At 44.7% G+C, this 16,337-nt stretch carries 14 protein-coding genes; 10 read left to right on the forward strand and 4 right to left on the reverse strand.

The window, feature by feature from the left end; all coding sequences use genetic code 11:
* Window positions 1–94 precede the first annotated feature (94 nt).
* From ACX6CI_RS03615 to ACX6CI_RS03650, 8 genes are all read left to right on the forward strand, one after another.
* On the forward strand, window positions 95–1,594 hold the full coding sequence (locus ACX6CI_RS03615) for a tripartite tricarboxylate transporter permease (RefSeq protein ID WP_458776815.1): 1,500 nt from the start codon (window positions 95–97) through the stop codon (window positions 1,592–1,594).
* A 17-nt stretch (window positions 1,595–1,611) separates the two neighbouring features.
* Entirely contained in the window at window positions 1,612–1,962 is a 351-nt protein-coding gene (locus tag ACX6CI_RS03620) for a DUF3592 domain-containing protein (protein WP_458776816.1), read from the forward strand.
* A gap of 298 nt (window positions 1,963–2,260) precedes the next feature.
* Entirely contained in the window at window positions 2,261–3,322 is a 1,062-nt protein-coding gene (locus ACX6CI_RS03625) for an extracellular solute-binding protein (protein WP_458776817.1), read from the forward strand.
* Window positions 3,323–3,424: 102 nt separating this feature from the next.
* On the forward strand, window positions 3,425–4,528 hold the full coding sequence (locus tag ACX6CI_RS03630; protein ID WP_458776818.1) for an ABC transporter ATP-binding protein: 1,104 nt from the start codon (window positions 3,425–3,427) through the stop codon (window positions 4,526–4,528).
* Window positions 4,515–5,369 carry an ABC transporter permease gene (locus tag ACX6CI_RS03635; RefSeq protein ID WP_458776819.1) on the forward strand — a complete coding sequence of 285 codons (855 nt, stop codon included), beginning with the start codon at window positions 4,515–4,517 and terminating at the stop codon, window positions 5,367–5,369. Before ACX6CI_RS03630 ends, ACX6CI_RS03635 begins: the two co-directional genes overlap by 14 nt.
* A complete protein-coding gene (locus ACX6CI_RS03640) occupies window positions 5,366–6,220 on the forward strand; it encodes an ABC transporter permease (protein ID WP_458776820.1) in 855 nt (284 codons plus the stop codon). Before ACX6CI_RS03635 ends, ACX6CI_RS03640 begins: the two co-directional genes overlap by 4 nt.
* 720 nt (window positions 6,221–6,940) lie before the next feature.
* Window positions 6,941–8,296: a sensor histidine kinase gene (locus ACX6CI_RS03645; RefSeq protein ID WP_458776821.1), complete on the forward strand. Its 1,356-nt coding sequence runs from the start codon at window positions 6,941–6,943 to the stop codon at window positions 8,294–8,296.
* Between the two features lie 2 nt (window positions 8,297–8,298).
* Window positions 8,299–9,660 (forward strand): sigma-54-dependent transcriptional regulator, encoded by a 1,362-nt coding sequence (locus tag ACX6CI_RS03650; RefSeq protein ID WP_458776822.1) that lies wholly within the window; start codon window positions 8,299–8,301, stop codon window positions 9,658–9,660.
* A 196-nt stretch (window positions 9,661–9,856) separates the two neighbouring features.
* Here the strand turns inward: ACX6CI_RS03650 and lon are convergent, their stop codons facing one another.
* The 4 genes from lon to ACX6CI_RS03670 all read right to left on the reverse strand — a co-directional run bounded on the left by lon (window position 9,857) and on the right by ACX6CI_RS03670 (window position 14,199).
* Entirely contained in the window at window positions 9,857–11,905 is a 2,049-nt protein-coding gene (gene lon / locus ACX6CI_RS03655; protein ID WP_458776823.1) for an endopeptidase La, read from the reverse strand.
* Between the two features lie 128 nt (window positions 11,906–12,033).
* Window positions 12,034–12,321, reverse strand: coding sequence for a hypothetical protein (locus tag ACX6CI_RS03660; RefSeq protein ID WP_458776824.1), 288 nt, complete (start codon window positions 12,319–12,321; stop codon window positions 12,034–12,036).
* Between the two features lie 154 nt (window positions 12,322–12,475).
* Window positions 12,476–13,531, reverse strand: coding sequence for a sulfite exporter TauE/SafE family protein (locus tag ACX6CI_RS03665; protein ID WP_458778427.1), 1,056 nt, complete (start codon window positions 13,529–13,531; stop codon window positions 12,476–12,478).
* A gap of 329 nt (window positions 13,532–13,860) precedes the next feature.
* Window positions 13,861–14,199, reverse strand: coding sequence for a hypothetical protein (locus tag ACX6CI_RS03670; RefSeq protein WP_458776825.1), 339 nt, complete (start codon window positions 14,197–14,199; stop codon window positions 13,861–13,863).
* Between the two features lie 636 nt (window positions 14,200–14,835).
* On the opposite strand from ACX6CI_RS03670, the gene ACX6CI_RS03675 reads away from it, so the two are divergent.
* On the forward strand, window positions 14,836–15,282 hold the full coding sequence (locus ACX6CI_RS03675; protein ID WP_458776826.1) for a hypothetical protein: 447 nt from the start codon (window positions 14,836–14,838) through the stop codon (window positions 15,280–15,282).
* 56 nt (window positions 15,283–15,338) lie between these two features.
* Window positions 15,339–16,223 (forward strand): universal stress protein, encoded by an 885-nt coding sequence (locus tag ACX6CI_RS03680; RefSeq protein ID WP_458776827.1) that lies wholly within the window; start codon window positions 15,339–15,341, stop codon window positions 16,221–16,223.
* Window positions 16,224–16,337: the final 114 nt, after the last annotated feature.

The following is a 16,337-nucleotide window of genomic DNA, read 5'->3' on the forward strand; positions in this document are numbered from 1 at the left end:
GTCAGCCTGGTATAATTACTACCCGAAGGTTTGAGTTGCAGCTTATTTCGCCCCAATTATCGGGATACGTTAATTAAAGATTGAATCAGACAAAATGATTGATTTACAAATAATTTTGGCAGGCTTTGCCGACGCACTCACCCTGCATAATTTATTTTTTGTCTGGTTTGGCATCATAGTTGGGCAACTCGTAGGGGCTATTCCTGGGATTGGTCCAGTAATGGCTATGGCAATTGCCATTCCATTCACATTTACCTTAAGCCCACTGCCCGCCATTGGTTTTCTTATGGGAGTGAGTAAGGGAGGACTGGTTGGTGGCGCTATTCCGGCTATTCTTATAAATACCCCAGGCACTCCTGATGCCGCCGCAACGACCCTTGACGGCTATCCCATGACCAAAAAGGGCAAGCCTGAAAAAGCTACTAAAATGGCCTTGTATGCATCTGTTACCGGAGATGCCTTTAGTGATATTATCCTTATAACCGTGGCACCATTTATTGCGGTTGTTGCCTTGAAAATGGGACCCATCGAAATCTTCTGTCTGATGGTTTTTGCTTTCTCTATCATTGCAGGCCTGGTTGGTGATTCCATGGCAAAGGGAATAGTCGCAGCAGGGTTTGGTCTTTTTTGTGCGACGGTGGGGCTTGATCCGGAAAACAGTACGCCACGCTTTATCTTTGGCTATTTTGAGTTGTACGATGGTATTCCTCTCATTTCGATGGCGCTCGGGATGCTCGCTGTAGCCGAAATTATTCGGAGGATGGCGCGTATTCGTGGCAAGATTGAGTCTGCAATTGTTATTCCTAAGACCCAGGAAAAATCCGATAAAAGAGTGAGTTTTACGGAGTTCTGGGCCTGTAAGTATACGATACTTAGAGGGTCAGTAATTGGAACCATCCTCGGAGCCATTCCAGGACTTGATTCATCTGCCGCTTCCTTTATGAGTTATGCTACTGCAAAACAGGCTTCAAGTGAGCCTGAAAGTTTTGGTAAAGGAAATATACATGGTGTGGCGGCCACAGAGTCTGCAAACTCTGCGGTGGCTGGTGCAAACCTGATACCACTACTTACCCTGGGCATACCAGGGAATCTTGCAGCAGCGCTCATCATCAGTGCATTAATGATCCATGGCGTACAGCCTGGCCCACTTCTCTTTCAGGAACAGGGACAGCTGATTTACGGCTTGTTTGGTACGCTTCTCATGGCTAATATCCTCAACCTCTTTTCGGGGATGCTGGGGCTTCGTTTATGGGCCAAGGTTATTCAGGCACCTGAGTCTGTCATCTTTCCAGCGGCGCTGCTGCTCTGTATTACAGGAGTGTACCTTGCAACGGGAGGGCTGTTTGGAGTGGCTGTAATGTTTGTCTTTGCATTTCTCGGGTATCTGATGAGTTCCTACGGCTACTCTGTTATCGTCTTTGTGATTGCCTTCTTTCTTGGGGAACGATTTGAGTTATCCCTCTCCCAGTCTCTGAATATAATTGATGGAGATCTGACTATTCTCCTATCCCACCCTTTGGCTCTGTTATTACTTGTTTTAGCCCTGGCCTCTACTGTATGGTTTGGACTGAAAAGCAATGGTACCTCTAAATAACCTCGACGGTTCACTGAATGGCGCAGAGAGTCTCAGATATAATTGGTGACTATTTCACAAAGATCTTTGTCGTAGGGTTGTCGCTCATTGTTATGGTGCCAACGGCCTACAAAATCTATGATTACCTACGTAAGCGAAACCAGTCTATATCCGCCCAGGCAATTGTACTTAATGATCCTGTCATTGGTTCCGACCTGTCCAGCAGACCCCGCGTACGCTACACTGATCACCTTGGGAATATCCATGAACATAAAAGTAAGATCAACTTTTACTGGATTTTCTCCCCAAAAAAAGGAGACTCTCTTAAGGTCTACTACCATAAAGATACTCCTGGCGTTGCCTTTATCGATAGTCTCTATCACTCATAATACTTCCCTTTCAACTGTTTTTAATGGGCTTGGTACCCTTTCTCTGTGTCCTCATGGGGCGAGTGAAAAAGGATAATGGTTCTGTGGATTTAAATTGACTGTACTTTTTTTGAATGTGTGGGTAATTTGATCTTCATTCGCAGTGTGGGATATAAAAAAACCGTTATCCTTGGAAGATGTCTGGAGCAGGGCATAAAACTCTAATTTTAAACTCATCATAACTAAATATTTGGTCAATAGTGTGTCTGCTGGCCGCATATTAAATGTGTATGATGATAAAAATTAACAGGAGAATGTGATGAAGAGATTTTTAGTAGGATTGACCTTGATGATGGTGGGCAGTGCAACAGCTGTTATGGCTCAGGATACCTTAAAGATTTTAACCTGGAAGGGGTATGCACCACAGCAACTCATTGAAAAATTCGAGAAAGAAACAGGTATGAAGGTAGAGGTTACCTTTTCAAACAATGAAGAGATGATTGCTAAGCTTCGCGCAACCCGTGGGGCGGGGTTTGATCTTGCCCAACCAAGTCAAGACCGTATCTCATCCGTACAGGAGAAATATAAGCTGTATCAACCACTTGACTATACAAAGATTGAAGAAGGACAGCTGGTTACCTCCATGCTCGATGCCGTTAAAAAGAACACCAAGGTTGGAGATGATTCCTATGGTGTACCATTTTGCTATGGAACCTCTGGTTTGATTGTAAATAAGAAGATGGCCCCGGATGCAATTGACTACGATGCATTGCTCGATTCTGCATACGATGGTCGTATTAGCTACCGTTTAAAACGACCAACCCTCATTGCTCTGGCTTTTGCCGGCGGTGATGATCCATTTGCCAAATATGGTGATCCTAAGGCGTACAGTGCTTTAATGAACTCTGTTTCAGAGAAGATGATTGCTGCCAAGCCCTATGTTAAAAATTACTGGGCCAACGGAGATGCACTCCTTGAGATGGTACGTAGTGGTGAGGTAAGTGTTGCCATGGCGTGGGATAATGGTGGTTGGAAGCTCCATGCTGAAAATGCTGATATTGACTTTGTAGCTCCTAAAAGTGGTGCTCTGGGGTGGATTGACACCTACACAATTCCCGCAAAGGCAGAAAATGTAGAGGGTGCATATAAGTGGATTAACTTCATGTTAAAGCCCGAGAATGCAGCTGTCTTCACCAATGCTGAGAAATACGGTACTGCCTCCAAGGGTGCCAGTGAGTTCTATGAAGCTTCAATCAAGGAAAACTTTGACCGTTCCTTTACCAGTGCTGATATAGATAATATCAAGTGGTATCCACCTGTTCCTGCCAAACTTGAGCAGGTTGAAGGTAAGATCCTCGATAAGGTAAAAGCTGCGAAGTAAGCTTTATACACCTTGTATCTTTGGGCACCTCTTTGATCTGTTCGGGAGGTGCCTTTTTTAATTTCACCTAGTTTGTAGAAGTAGGCAATAAGGGTTGTGTGTATGTCGAATGTTCTTGAGATAAAAGCGCTCACTAAAAAATTTGGTGATTTCGTAGCTGTGGATGGGGTTGATATTGAAGTGGAAGAGGGGAGTTTCTTTTCTATTTTGGGGCCATCAGGGTGTGGGAAAACCACCTTACTCCGTATGATATCAGGTTTTTTAGAGCCTGACTCCGGAACGCTTCGTATACGTGGGGAAAACATGCTGGGGGTTCCACCGAACAAGCGGCCAGTTAATCTTGTTTTTCAAAATCTGGCGCTCTTTCCCATGATGAATGTTGCGGGTAATATTGCCTTTGGCCTCAAAAGACAGCGCAAATCAGCAAAAGAGATCGACCATAAAATTGACTCCATCCTGGAGCGGGTTGGACTGTCCGGGTACAAAAACAGCGAGGTGTCACAGCTCTCAGGGGGGCAGAAACAGCGTGTGGCCATTGCCCGTTCTCTGGTGCTCGATCCATCCATACTACTGCTTGATGAACCTCTTGGTGCACTTGATTTAAAACTGCGTGAGCAGATGAAAATCGAGCTTAAAAAACTGCAGGCCGAGGTGGGAACCACCTTTATCTATATCACCCATGATCAGTCTGAAGCTCTGGTCATGTCAGATAATGTTGCTGTGATGAATTGCGGGCGGTTTGAGCAGATTGACTCTCCTCGTAACCTCTATTCCGACCCTGAAACTGCCTTTGTGGCTGGCTTTGTCGGGGAAAATAATGCCTTTGAAGTACAGGTGGTTTCCGGCCGTGACCCCTTTACAGTGCAAACTGCAATGGGCCAGGAAATACAGGGCGTGGCAGTGGGGGATATACGCGATAAGTGCACACTCTATATCCGCCCGGAAGCTATTATCCTTAGCCCGCCAGAAGACACAGAGGGTCTCAACCTCTTTGATATAGAGGTGAGGAATATTCTCTTTGACGGCTCAAATACCAAGATTCTCGCAACACTCATTGGCAGTGAGGTGGAGCTAAGTATTGCACTTCCACAAAACCAGCAGTTTGCCCATATTCAGGTAGGGGACACTTTACAGGCGGGTGTTCACTTCTCAAGTTGCAAATGCTATGGCGCTGCCAATACTGGGGACGGTCATGAAAAAGCATAAGCTTGGTTTCTGGATCTTTTTAACCCCAGTCCTTCTCTGGCTGGTGCTTCTCATTATTGTCCCCCATATGCAGTTGCTCTTTATGTCCCTGCAGGGGGAAAATGATTTTGGGGATGCTATCTGGACCTTTGAAAACTATTCACATTTTTTCACGGAACAGATTTACTGGCTCACCTTTGTACGAACAGCGAGTTACGCAGTATTGGTGACCATTCTTACTTTTTTGATCACCTTTCCTGTGGCATTTTTTGTGGTGAAGGTGGCTCCTAAAAAAAATGCGGGTTTTCTTACCATTCTTCTGTTGTTACCCTTTTGGGTAAGTGAGTTGGTCCGCGTCTACGGCTGGATGATTTTGCTACGGGAGAGTGGGGTGATGAACCATTTTCTCCTGATAATGGGGCTTGTGGATCAGCCCATCGAAATGCTGTATAACGATATTACTATGATCATGGGCCTTGTCTACACCTCCATGTTGTTTATGGTTGTACCTCTTATCTCGGCCTTGGAAGGTATGGATGATAGCCTTATTGAGGCGGCCCACGACCTGGGTGCGTCAAAGCTGACGATACTTCTTAAAATTGTGATCCCCTATGCGGCTCCAGGGATCACTTCAGGCTCTATTGTTGTTTTTATGCTCGCCCTTGGGAATTATCTTACCCCTAATCTCATGGGTGGTAAAAACTCCCTCTGGTTTACTGAGCAGATTTATAACGAGTTTATTGCGAGTTTTAACTGGAATCAGGGTGCTGCTTTTGGTTTTCTTCTCCTCCTTCTCTCTTCAACGATTATCTGGTTTGGCTTGAAAATCACCAGGCAAGACCTTGGGAGGGCGCTATCATGATACGAACACTGCCACGTTCCACAGCATATATCGCCGGCTATAGACTATATATCGGCCTCTTTTTCCTGTTTCTCTTTGCACCACTTCTGGTCACCTGCGTGCTGGCCTTTAATGACTCAAATTTCCCAGCCCTTCCCTGGAAGGGATTTAGCCTCGATTGGTTTGTTTCAGCAGGACCCGAGCGTGTGGGACTCTGGTATGACAGATCTAACCTTACAGCTATCCTCGTTAGTGTAAAGACCGCCCTGTGGGTGTCTTTTTTATCTCTTATTGTAGGGACCATGGGTGCCTTTCTCTTTGAGCAAGAGGAGTTTCGCGGAAAACAGGCTCTTTACTTCTTGGCCCTTACGCCCCTCGTTATTCCTGGTGTTATCCTTGGTATCTCTATACTGCTTGCAGCCAACGGCGCCGGCCTGTATATGGAAGATAATTGGGGGATCGATCTGTCACTACTACGACCTAGTTTTGCCCTTGTGGTCTTGGGCCAGTTTTCCTTTATCACAACCTTTGTGTTGCTGGTGGTCTCTGCACGCTTAAAAAAGTTTGACCCGGCCTTAGAGGAGGCAGCTTTAAATCTAGGAGCTTCACGTTTTGAGGTGATTCGCTACATCACCATCCCGTTTTTACGACCAGCACTCATTGGTGCGGGAGCTGTGGCCTTTCTGATGAGTTTTGAAAACTTTAACACTACCCTCTTTTTAGTCGGTTCAGAGACGACCCTACCTGTTAATTTATACCTGCAGGTGCGAGACGGTTCCAGCCCGATCATTAATGCTGTGTCCTGCCTGCTTATCTTTTTTACTTCGATACTCGCAGCTCTTAATCTCTTTTTCACAAAATCCAAAGAGTAATGTAATGCCCTCCCTAACTCCATTTTACATATGTAGGTTGTGGGGGAGGTATACATGCTCACATTGTTGTTTTAGGGAAAATTTTGGTACGAAGAGTGCTGAGGGTGTACACCAGCTTGCCTGACACACTTCGCCAAAGAAAATTGTAAACATTCTCGCTCCCAAGAATGGTTGCAAATGGAGCAACATTTCGAAGCGGGGAGATGGAGAGAGTCTTTGGTAAGCTCTTGTTTGCAGTTACTCCATTTTGCCCATCTTTATTCAGGTAGGAAGATCTACTCTGTCGGTAACAAGGTTAAAACCATTGGGATACTCTCAGTTTTGAACTGCCATTGCTAATCTTCGATTCGTTTTCATGATCCTACATAAGGTATACCGCTATGCGACTAAAGCGCATTATGGCCAGCCTATATCGAAAGAATCGGTACGATCTGGTTAGTACATTATGGGTCAGTATAGCAGTCAAGTGAGAATGCACTCATAAAGACATCTATAGTCCTATGAAATAGTACAAAAAACTAAAGAAAATATAGTCTATATAATTGTTTTGGTAAGGGAACCTCTCTTTACTTTTCGCTCAATTTTAAGTAGAAAAAAGAGTTATATTGATGGACTTCTCAGTCACATTTCAGGAGAGCGATTTTGTCAAAACCATTTCACTTTAGCCTGACATTTAAAATACTCTTTTTCGTCGTATGTTACCTTTTGGGAATATCCGTGATGTGGTATATGTCAAGTGACGATCTCCACACCGCTGAAAAGAAGTTTTCCTTTATGGAACAGGCCTATCAACTTGATAATATTATTCTCGAGATTCGCCGATACGAAAAAAATTATTTTTTATATGGCACACCTGAGGCGTTACAAATACACCAGGATTATCTGAGTAAAGCGAAATCAACAATCAAGATTGTGGATGAGCAGCTATCTCATTTAAAAGTCCACCCCCAGCTCATGGAGCTTAAAGTACTCATTGAAAATTACGATGATAATTTCAGCAAACTAGAGGATAGTCAATCCCTGGGCTTAATATCTTTCCAAGTCCTTGTGGACAAAACGAGAAATCTGGGGAAGCAGATGACGGATAAGAGCAGCCAGCTTCTGCAATTTGAAAGATCGCAGTTGCAGTCTATATTCCACGAACTCAGGATCCGTATGGACCTTTGGTCCGCTATTGCGATAAATCTTGGCATTGTTATGCCATTTTTGACCTTTTTTAAGATATTTCGGCCACTGAATATCATAAAAAAAATAACACATTCTATTGCTAAAGGCAGATTTAAGCAAGTTGAGGTGCTCAACACTCGGGATGAAATGCAGCAGGTTATGGAGGCGTTTAATACTATGGTCAGAGAGCTTGAGCTGCGTCAGGATCAACTAGTGCAGTCCCAAAAGCTCTCCTCCATCGGGACACTAACAGCCGGGGTGGCCCACCAGCTGAACAACCCATTAAATAACATTTCCACGTCATGCCAGATCGCCATGAGTGATTTGGAAGAAAACGACACGGAGATGCTTGGTAAAATGCTGAAAAATATCGATCAGGAAACATTGCGGGCCCGGGATGTGGTTAAAGGTCTTCTCGAATTTTCAAGATCAGGGAAGTTCACGTTGCGCCCGACTCTTCTTGCGAAAACCATTAAACGGGTTGTGCAACTTGCCAAAAGCGAGGTCCCCGCAGATATCACGGTTGAAATTAGTATTCCAGAAGATCTCGAAGTCAAGATGGATCCGCAGCGGATGCAAGAAGTTTTTCTCAACCTGATTATCAACGCGGCCCAGGCTATTGAGCAACAGGGTGCTATAGCTATAACGGCGGAAATCGACCCAATTAAAGAAATTGTTGTCATCATGGTACACGATACTGGCCCGGGAATACCTGAAGAGATGCGGGGTCAGCTGTTCGACCCGTTTTACACAACCAAGGAAGAGGGCAAAGGTACGGGCCTTGGGCTTTCTGTTGTGTATGGTATTATTCAAAAACACCAGGGCGAAATTACTGTCAGCAGTGAACTGGGGCAAGGAACATCTTTTATCATTCACCTCCCCCTCCATCAAAAAGCAACTCACCCCTGATTATGAGCGTATCCTCGACCAATAGCACAATCCTCGTTGTTGATGATGAGGTTATTGCCCGTGATAACCTTGCCCATGTTTTGACAAAGGCCGGTTATCAGGTTTTGACTGCTGCGGATGGTGTTGAGGCTGTACATATAATGGAAGGCCGGGAAGTAAACCTGGTCATCACTGATCTTCGAATGAAGGGCAAGGATGGGATGGGAGTCCTGACCGAGACAAAGCGTCTCTGGCCTTCAGCGGAAGTGCTCATGGTGACAGGCTATGCAAGCCTGGATACTGCCATTGAGGCTATGAAAAAGGGTGCCTATCATTACCTCGCCAAACCTCTGAATGTAAAAGAACTGCTAGCGATGGCGAAGAAAGCACTTGAGCGCAACGCTATGCAGTTGGAGCTGTACCGGCTCCGTCAGCAAGTGGCTGACACCAGTGAAACATCCAAAATTATTGGCCAGAGTTCAAAGACAATAGCCCTAAAAGAGCAGATTTCTCAGGTTGCACAACTTGACTGCAATGTACTCATCCTTGGGGAGACTGGTACAGGTAAAGAACTCGTTGCCCGAACTATTCACGATCTCTCAAGAAGGAGCGAAAATAAAATTGTATCGCTCAACTGCGGCGCATTCAGTGAAGAACTGATCAGTACAGAACTCTTTGGTCACGAGCAAGGAGCCTTTACCGGAGCACAGAAAAAGAAGAAAGGACTGCTTGAATATGCAAAAGGTGGCACTGTTTTTTTTGATGAAATCGGCGAACTGCCCCTGCAAATGCAAGTGAAACTGTTACGTGTATTACAAGAACGAACCCTGATGCGCGTAGGCGGTTCAGAAGAGATCTCCATTGATATCCGGGTACTGGCAGCAACCAATAGAAATCTGAAAGAGGCGATAGATGAAGGCAGCTTTCGAAAAGATCTATACTATCGTCTCGACGTTATTACCATAGTGGTGCCCTCACTGGTGGAACGCCGCAATGACATCCCGCTTTTAGCCAGTCATTTTCTGCAAAAGCATGTGGAGATAGGCCGTCCTGTACCACAACTTTCTGATCTCGTTATTGAAAAACTGAAAAGTTATGACTACCCCGGTAATATTCGTGAACTCGAAAATATTATCCAGCGTGTTCTCATCACTTGCCCTGAAGATGTGATCGAAACACACCATCTCGAAGAGGATATCGCCGGCAGTGACACCAGCGCAACGACAAAACAGGAGTCATGGCCGACTCTTGAAGATAACGAAAAAGATTATATCATCAGGGTACTTGATGAAGTTGAGGGAAGGCGAGCAAAAGCTGCAGAAATCCTGGGGATTGATCGGGTTTCTCTTTGGCGAAAAATCAAACGTTATGGTCTGGAGGAATAATTGTTTTCATACAAAGAATTATCCCCTATTAAGATCGAAGAACGTACTCCAGACAACATGTCTTACCCCGATGAACCGGATAAGTACCTCGAAGGTCTCACTACGTTCACTATCTGGTGGTAAGATTAAACTTAGGATTTCAAAAACAATTTCTGAGTTTCTTGTTTTTTTACGACAGGCTTTCAGGAGTAAGGCTCTAATTTGCCAGGCTATTCGGAAGTAGTACCAGATCAATCATCTCATCGATGTTTTTTACCTTCTTCACTTGCACTCCAGCTGTAATTTCTTCCGGGAGTACCTTCACGGCATCACTATTTGCCGCAGGTACAATGACAAGGGTGATACCTGCCCGCTGGGCCGCAAGCATCTTCTCGCGTATACCGCTTACCGGCAGCACCCTTCCGCTCAGTGTCATCTCCCCGGTCAGCGCCACGTTTCGCCTGGCAGCCCGCCCGGTAAAAAGTGACAGGAGAGCTGTAAAGATTGTAATACCTGCGGAAGGCCCATCTTTTGAGATACTTCCTGCGGGAATGTGAATATGGATATCACTGTTTTGAAACACTTCATGATCAATTCCAAACTCATCCGCCCTGCTTCGGATGAGACTGAGTGCGGTTTGGGCGGACTCCTGGAGAATCTCCCCCAGAGAGCCTGTCATGATGAGGTCACCGTTTCCGGCCATTTTCACTGTTTCAATGGAGATAATCTCGCCCCCAGTCTCAGACCAGACAAGACCTGTGGTAATACCGACGTAGTCGTTTTCCTCAGCCATCTCGCGGTAGAACTTTTGAGGTCCGAGAAAGGATGTAATAGTTGACTCATCGATCTGGGAGAGTTCAATTACTGCGTTTTCGTTTTGCTCATCGAGCTTTAAAAGTGCTATCTTTCTACATACATTTGCAATTTCGCGCTGAAGATTTCGCAGGCCTGACTCAGAGGTGTAATTGCTTATAATGCGAGAGACAGCCTCGTTAGAAAAGCTGATGTTTTCCCTGTGCAGTCCAGCAGCCTTGAGTTGACGGGGAATGATGAACTTCTGGGCGATACTCAGTTTTTCTATCTCTGTATATCCTGAGAAATGTACAATTTCCATCCGGTCAAGAAGTGGCCGCGGTAATTTCGAGAGATCATTGGCTGTGGCCATGAACATGATGTGTGAGAGATCAAAAGGGATGTCGAGATAATGATCAACGTAGTTTGTATTCTGTTCGGGGTCGAGCACTTCAAGAAGAACAGAGGCCGGATCACCACGAAAATCCTGACCAATTTTATCGAGTTCATCGAGCATGAAAACGGGGTTGTTCACTTCGGTTCTCTTGATTTCACTGAGAACCCGACCGGGCATGGCTCCGACATAGGTGCGACGATGTCCCCGAAGTTCAGCCTCGTCACGGAGGCCAGCCACAGAAACACGGATGAAACTACGATTGAGTGATTCTGCTATTGCTTTGCCCACAGACGTTTTGCCTGTGCCGGGAGGGCCTGCGAAACAGAGTATAGGACCTTTTCCCATGTCACTTGAAAGCTTGTGCTCGAGTACCTCTTTCACCGTCTTGCGTAGCTCATCAAGATTTACAGGTTTGCCTAAATAGTGGGCGGCGCCTTTTTTCAGTGCTTCTACGGCGGAGCTTACCGTTGCAAAACCGGTCACCATGATAACCTGGGTATCTGGATAAAGACGATTGATATGGCCGAGCAGTTCAATACCGTTCATGCGTTCCATTTTCAGATCGGTGATAACCAGATCAACATCATGTTTTTCCAGTACTTCAAGAGCTTCAACACCGTTTGAAGCTGCATGGCAACGGTAGCCGTCCTTTTTCAGAACGTGCTCCATATTCGTCCGCGCAATTTCTTCATCATCGACAATCAGTACATGCGACTGGACATTGCCTCGCAGTGTTTTTGAGGCGAGGAATTCAAGGATACGCTGCTTGACCTGCTCTAGGCCGCTGTGTCTTGAATCGAGGATTTTTCTCGCCCGTCCAAGATCAAAATTACCGGTTGAGCTTTCTCGCCAAGGAAGGTCAAGAAGCATGCTGATATAGTTAATCCCCACAGTGAACTCAGCCACTGCAGGGTCGGTCTTTTCAAGCTTCTCCAGTTCTCTGTTTGCAGCTTCCGCTGCATGAGCGGGTAGATCGGCCTGATTGATGCGTGCTTTAAGTTTTGAGAGAAGTGTCGACTCTTGAGCTGGCTGTTCTTCCTGAGGTACTTCGGATGATTGTTTTTTTGAAAAAAACATTCGAAAACTCCTTTCGGTTCTCTCCTATAAGTCTGTTAACTGACTGGTTACAACCTTATTCTGTATCATACTCAAGCTGGCCAGGAAATAGAATTATTCCATAAAATATCTCGTCTGTAGCAGATCACTCACGCAAGATAGCTCCTCAGTAATACACGACTATCTTTTGCTTTGCTCTTTCCACGACGCACACTGATATTCTTGTCTTTTCCTTTACGAACTACTTGCTCTTGTGTCTCTCCCGTAAGGGCAGAGCAGTGAAAAAACATATACCAGTCGCTTCGTTTGTTTTGGGCTTTGGAACTGGTGGGGCTTAATGCTTTGAAGTGGTGGCGAAATGAAACAACACCTCGTGTGATAAGATGTAAAATCGCTACTGCAAATACAAGTGCTGTGAGATAAAATCCGGGTTCCATAACTGTACCTCCTTGTTAAATTTTTCCTTAACTATTGGGGTCGTTATCTGGGCCTGGAGTTTTGTTTATGCATAGATATGGTTTACACCGGGCCCACAAGGTAACTCACAGGAAGGGGAGCCTGTCAGTCACCTCGTTTAATGGTAAAAAGCTATTATGAGCTCACCCCCTCCTGGATGGCCTGCCCCTGTTTTTCTGCACGATCCTGAAGCATACCTTGTATCATTGCAACAGAGATGATGACTCCGGCAACAGCAAGAGCTGCAATAAGAGCCCAGAAACTCACACTGTTAAGGACAACAGTCAATTTATGTTGCATCTGTGGAATGAGGTTGAGGTCAGAAAGATAACCAGGCACTTTGGCACCACGAGAAACTGCGACAATCAACATAACTGCAGACATCACGAGTTTGATGGTGTGATCTTTAACATATGTTGTACCAAGCGCTCCAAGCTGTACACCAATAAGAGAACCAGCAAGAATGAGTAGTGTCATGCGAATATCAATGAGCCCTGCTATACCCCATTGGATAGAACCATAGCAACCCATAATAAAGGCAACAACAAGCTCAGTGGCACTGGCAACCATGGCGGAGGCTCCAACCACATAGATCATTCCTGGGACACCGATAAAGCCACCAACGGCTATGGTAGCTGCGAGCATTCCAGTGAAAAGTCCAACAGGTACAGTTACCCAAGCAGAAATACGAACCTTGGCAACTTTGAAGTCCATCATTGGCCAGATATTTACTTTCTGCAGCCTGAGAGCGAGTTTAGATGTCTTTGCCTCTGCCTTACCTTTAGTCAATTTGATTGCATCACGAAGTACATAGGCGCCAACAATGACGAGAACCAGAACAAATACGACACTTACATAAAGGTTAGACCCTGCATTTCCCCACATATTGAGGATTGCTTTCTGAATTTTAATACCAATTTCCACACCGATGATTGCGGTTACTGCCATGACGATGCCGAGTTTTATGTCGACCTGCCCATATTTCCAGCGCTTATAAGAGCCAACCATGGCTTTTGGAAACTTGTGACACATGTTACTGGCAACAGCAACGGCACCTGGAGCACCAAGTGACATCATGGCAGGAGTCAAAACGAAGGCGCCACCAGAGCCGATAAAGCCGGAGAGAAGTCCTCCAATGAGGCCAACGATGAGAAGAGCGAAAATCTTTGTAGGGGTCATATCAAAGAACATCAGCGAGACGTCTTTGATGGTATTGGGGGCAGCGTGGGTATCGAGGCTAACCATAACCTTTTTATCGAGTATTATTTCATCAACAGTCATACCTTCTGCAAGGTTCAGCACTTTGAGGTCATCATGGCCATCAACTTGTATGGTTGCTGTTTTTGCAGCCATGTCAACTTCAGTGAACACACCTTTCATTACGTTTTTGGGAGGAGGACCTCCAGCATATGCTGATTGCACTAAAAGTGCGCTTAAACAGACTGTTATCAATATAGTGAGAAATTTTTTCATGGAATCGTTAGCTCCTGCTTGGATTGAGTTCTTAAAAATTCGTACACTTATGATTTTTTGGGTTCAAGTCCCAAGACTCCGAGAAAATTGCTGGCGAAAGCGCCGTGGATAAAAGAGAATGCGAATGCGGTTCCAACAGGAAAGATCGCATGCCAGCCGCCCAAGGTGTAAGTATTCGTGATCATTCCTTCATTTGAGAACAGCAGGCTGTACATGCCAATAGATGCGGCTCCAAAAAGCACCATTTTACCGGTTGGCTTTTTTTTACGAAATGCGGTTTGCGTACTGGTCCTTGTCCCAGTAGTTTTGGTTACGCTCCTGGTTGTTGATTTCGAAGTTGTTCTCTGGGTGGATAGCTGAGTTTGATAGGGATCATTTTGTCTCATTGCATTTCTCCAATAAAGATGAATTATAAACTGATCGGTAAATCATGACGCGGTGGGACCTTATCTGTACCGAATACTTTGAAACCTTTATTACCAGTTTCATCGCAAGCTTAATGCCAGTTTATTTTTCTGATATAATCCATCAATTACAGTTACTTATATATATTCACCATAAAATGTTTTTTGTTGCATAATGCAACGTATTTTCAACAGAAATCTAACAAAACATTAAAGTATCAAATATTTATATGTTATTTTGTGCATTCGTCATATTCGTTGCACATTGCAACACTATGGACTTCACTTAATGAGGTCAAATCTCCGAATGATACGGCTACACCATTTCCTACGGTGACACCTATGTTACTGATTATATATGTTATTTTTTGATAAATTGTGACGACAGCTTAGAGGGCGGGCCATTTTTCCAGATAGAGACTATCTACGCTGTGTCGCACATGTTTCATAATGCAACAATCGCCGTAACTACACAGGTGCAAACAGCACCATAAACTTCGCAATTACAGAATCTTATTTGATTACCAGCACGCCTGGAATACCTCTTGCTAGTTATTCCATTGTTAATTGAGAGTACGATTCAAGAGCCTGGAAAACACAATTGCATGGTAAAAGGAGGTGAGTTCACTGGAACAGGACATATCTTCAACAGAAAGTCTTCACAATCAGCCTGTAATCCTTGTTATTACTCGTAGTTCAAAACTCACTGAGGGGGCAATGAACTACAGTCTTAATGTGGCAGGAAGACTGCATCATGGAATTCTTGTTGCATATGTGAACACCATGCCTTTTCTTAAAAGTGGCCCCGATCAACGGGAACGGTTTTCTTCTGGTGTGGGTGAGAATATTGCGAAATTTATAGAAAAGGATGACACCAGAACCATTCCCATATCACATGTTAAAGAGAGCGGCAAGATAGGAAAAGTGGTGGGCAGACTCTGCCGCATTGTCAAAAAAATCAATTTAGTAATTGTCGATGAAGGTGTCAGGATGGAAGAAGTTGTGTCCCGAGCACCGGTACCTGTTTTTAATGTCGATATATCCATGAAGGCGAAGCAATACTAAACCCAGAAAAACCAACAAAAACAATCTGCAGGTCAAATCGTATCGAGGTACACTCTATGACAGCTCATGCAGCTAAAACCATACTCGCAACAATAAATAACTCAGTAGAAAACCAGTCGCTGTTTAAAGAGGCGCTTGCTCTTGCGTCGGCTATGCGGGCAAGGGTTGTGGTTGTTTCAGTGACACCTGAATATGAAGGCAATACTAATCGGTTTTTCCTGAATAATGCAGAGCAGGAATTTAATAAGAATCTCTTAGAAATGCTCAGCGAGGCGGAAGAGTATGCAACCTCGCTTGGTCTTTCTTTAGAGACAATCCACCGAACTGGAAAGCCGGATGAACAAATCTGTTCAGTTGCCTACGACATAAAGGCTGATGTTATATTGCTTGGCTGCGTGAAACGTATGCAGATGGAGAGAATAATGCTTGGTCGAACCACTGCTGAGGTCGTGGCAAACAGTCCATGTGATGTGTTGCTTATACCGCTAGAGACAGAGCTTCGTTTTGATAGAATCCTTACAGGCATCAGTGGCTCAGAGGCAAGTGAAGAAGCAGGACTCCGTACCATCGAAATCGCAAAAAGTTATGGTAGCGAGGTCCACGCTCTGTATGTAACCAGTATCCCGACAGATCGGTATCTTCGCTATGGCGTTTCCCGCGAAGCTGAACAGAAGGGATGGAAAATACTTAAAAACTATATTGTCAGCGCAAGTGAGCAGGATGTTGCCGTTATTGCTTCCACTCGCGGCAATAATATTGAAGAATGTCTTACAGAGTACATCAAAGAAAAAAACATTCACCTCCTCATCATAGGTTCTCAAACAAACACCTTCAGTCTGGATATGTTTTTTGGCTCTGTATTGGAGCGGATCGTCTCAACTACGCCATGCCCGGTACTTGTCGCAAAAAAACAAATCAATTACTCCCGTGGTCATCGCTGAAACTGTTGATTGGGCGGTCAGTTTGATTTCACATTTGTAAAGATAGAAAAATACCGTTATTTATTTTTGTTCCTGTTTAACCGGAGCTCATATCAAATAACATCACTTTATGGT

The organism is Desulforhopalus glucosivorans, assembly GCF_054397165.1.

Bases quoted from the DNA above. Each gene is read 5' to 3' on its own strand.
- ACX6CI_RS03615 (WP_458776815.1), top strand. From the start codon at position 95: ATGATTGATTTACAAATAATTTTGGCAGGCTTTGCCGACGCACTCACC.
- ACX6CI_RS03620 (WP_458776816.1), top strand. From the start codon at position 1,612: ATGGCGCAGAGAGTCTCAGATATAATTGGTGACTATTTCACAAAGATC.
- ACX6CI_RS03625 (WP_458776817.1), top strand. From the start codon at position 2,261: ATGAAGAGATTTTTAGTAGGATTGACCTTGATGATGGTGGGCAGTGCA.
- ACX6CI_RS03630 (WP_458776818.1), top strand. From the start codon at position 3,425: ATGTCGAATGTTCTTGAGATAAAAGCGCTCACTAAAAAATTTGGTGAT.
- ACX6CI_RS03635 (WP_458776819.1), top strand. From the start codon at position 4,515: ATGAAAAAGCATAAGCTTGGTTTCTGGATCTTTTTAACCCCAGTCCTT.
- ACX6CI_RS03640 (WP_458776820.1), top strand. From the start codon at position 5,366: ATGATACGAACACTGCCACGTTCCACAGCATATATCGCCGGCTATAGA.
- ACX6CI_RS03645 (WP_458776821.1), top strand. From the start codon at position 6,941: ATGTGGTATATGTCAAGTGACGATCTCCACACCGCTGAAAAGAAGTTT.
- ACX6CI_RS03650 (WP_458776822.1), top strand. From the start codon at position 8,299: ATGAGCGTATCCTCGACCAATAGCACAATCCTCGTTGTTGATGATGAG.
- lon (WP_458776823.1), bottom strand. From the start codon at position 11,905: ATGTTTTTTTCAAAAAAACAATCATCCGAAGTACCTCAGGAAGAACAG.
- ACX6CI_RS03660 (WP_458776824.1), bottom strand. From the start codon at position 12,321: ATGGAACCCGGATTTTATCTCACAGCACTTGTATTTGCAGTAGCGATT.
- ACX6CI_RS03665 (WP_458778427.1), bottom strand. From the start codon at position 13,531: ATGTTCTTTGATATGACCCCTACAAAGATTTTCGCTCTTCTCATCGTT.
- ACX6CI_RS03670 (WP_458776825.1), bottom strand. From the start codon at position 14,199: ATGAGACAAAATGATCCCTATCAAACTCAGCTATCCACCCAGAGAACA.
- ACX6CI_RS03680 (WP_458776827.1), top strand. From the start codon at position 15,339: ATGACAGCTCATGCAGCTAAAACCATACTCGCAACAATAAATAACTCA.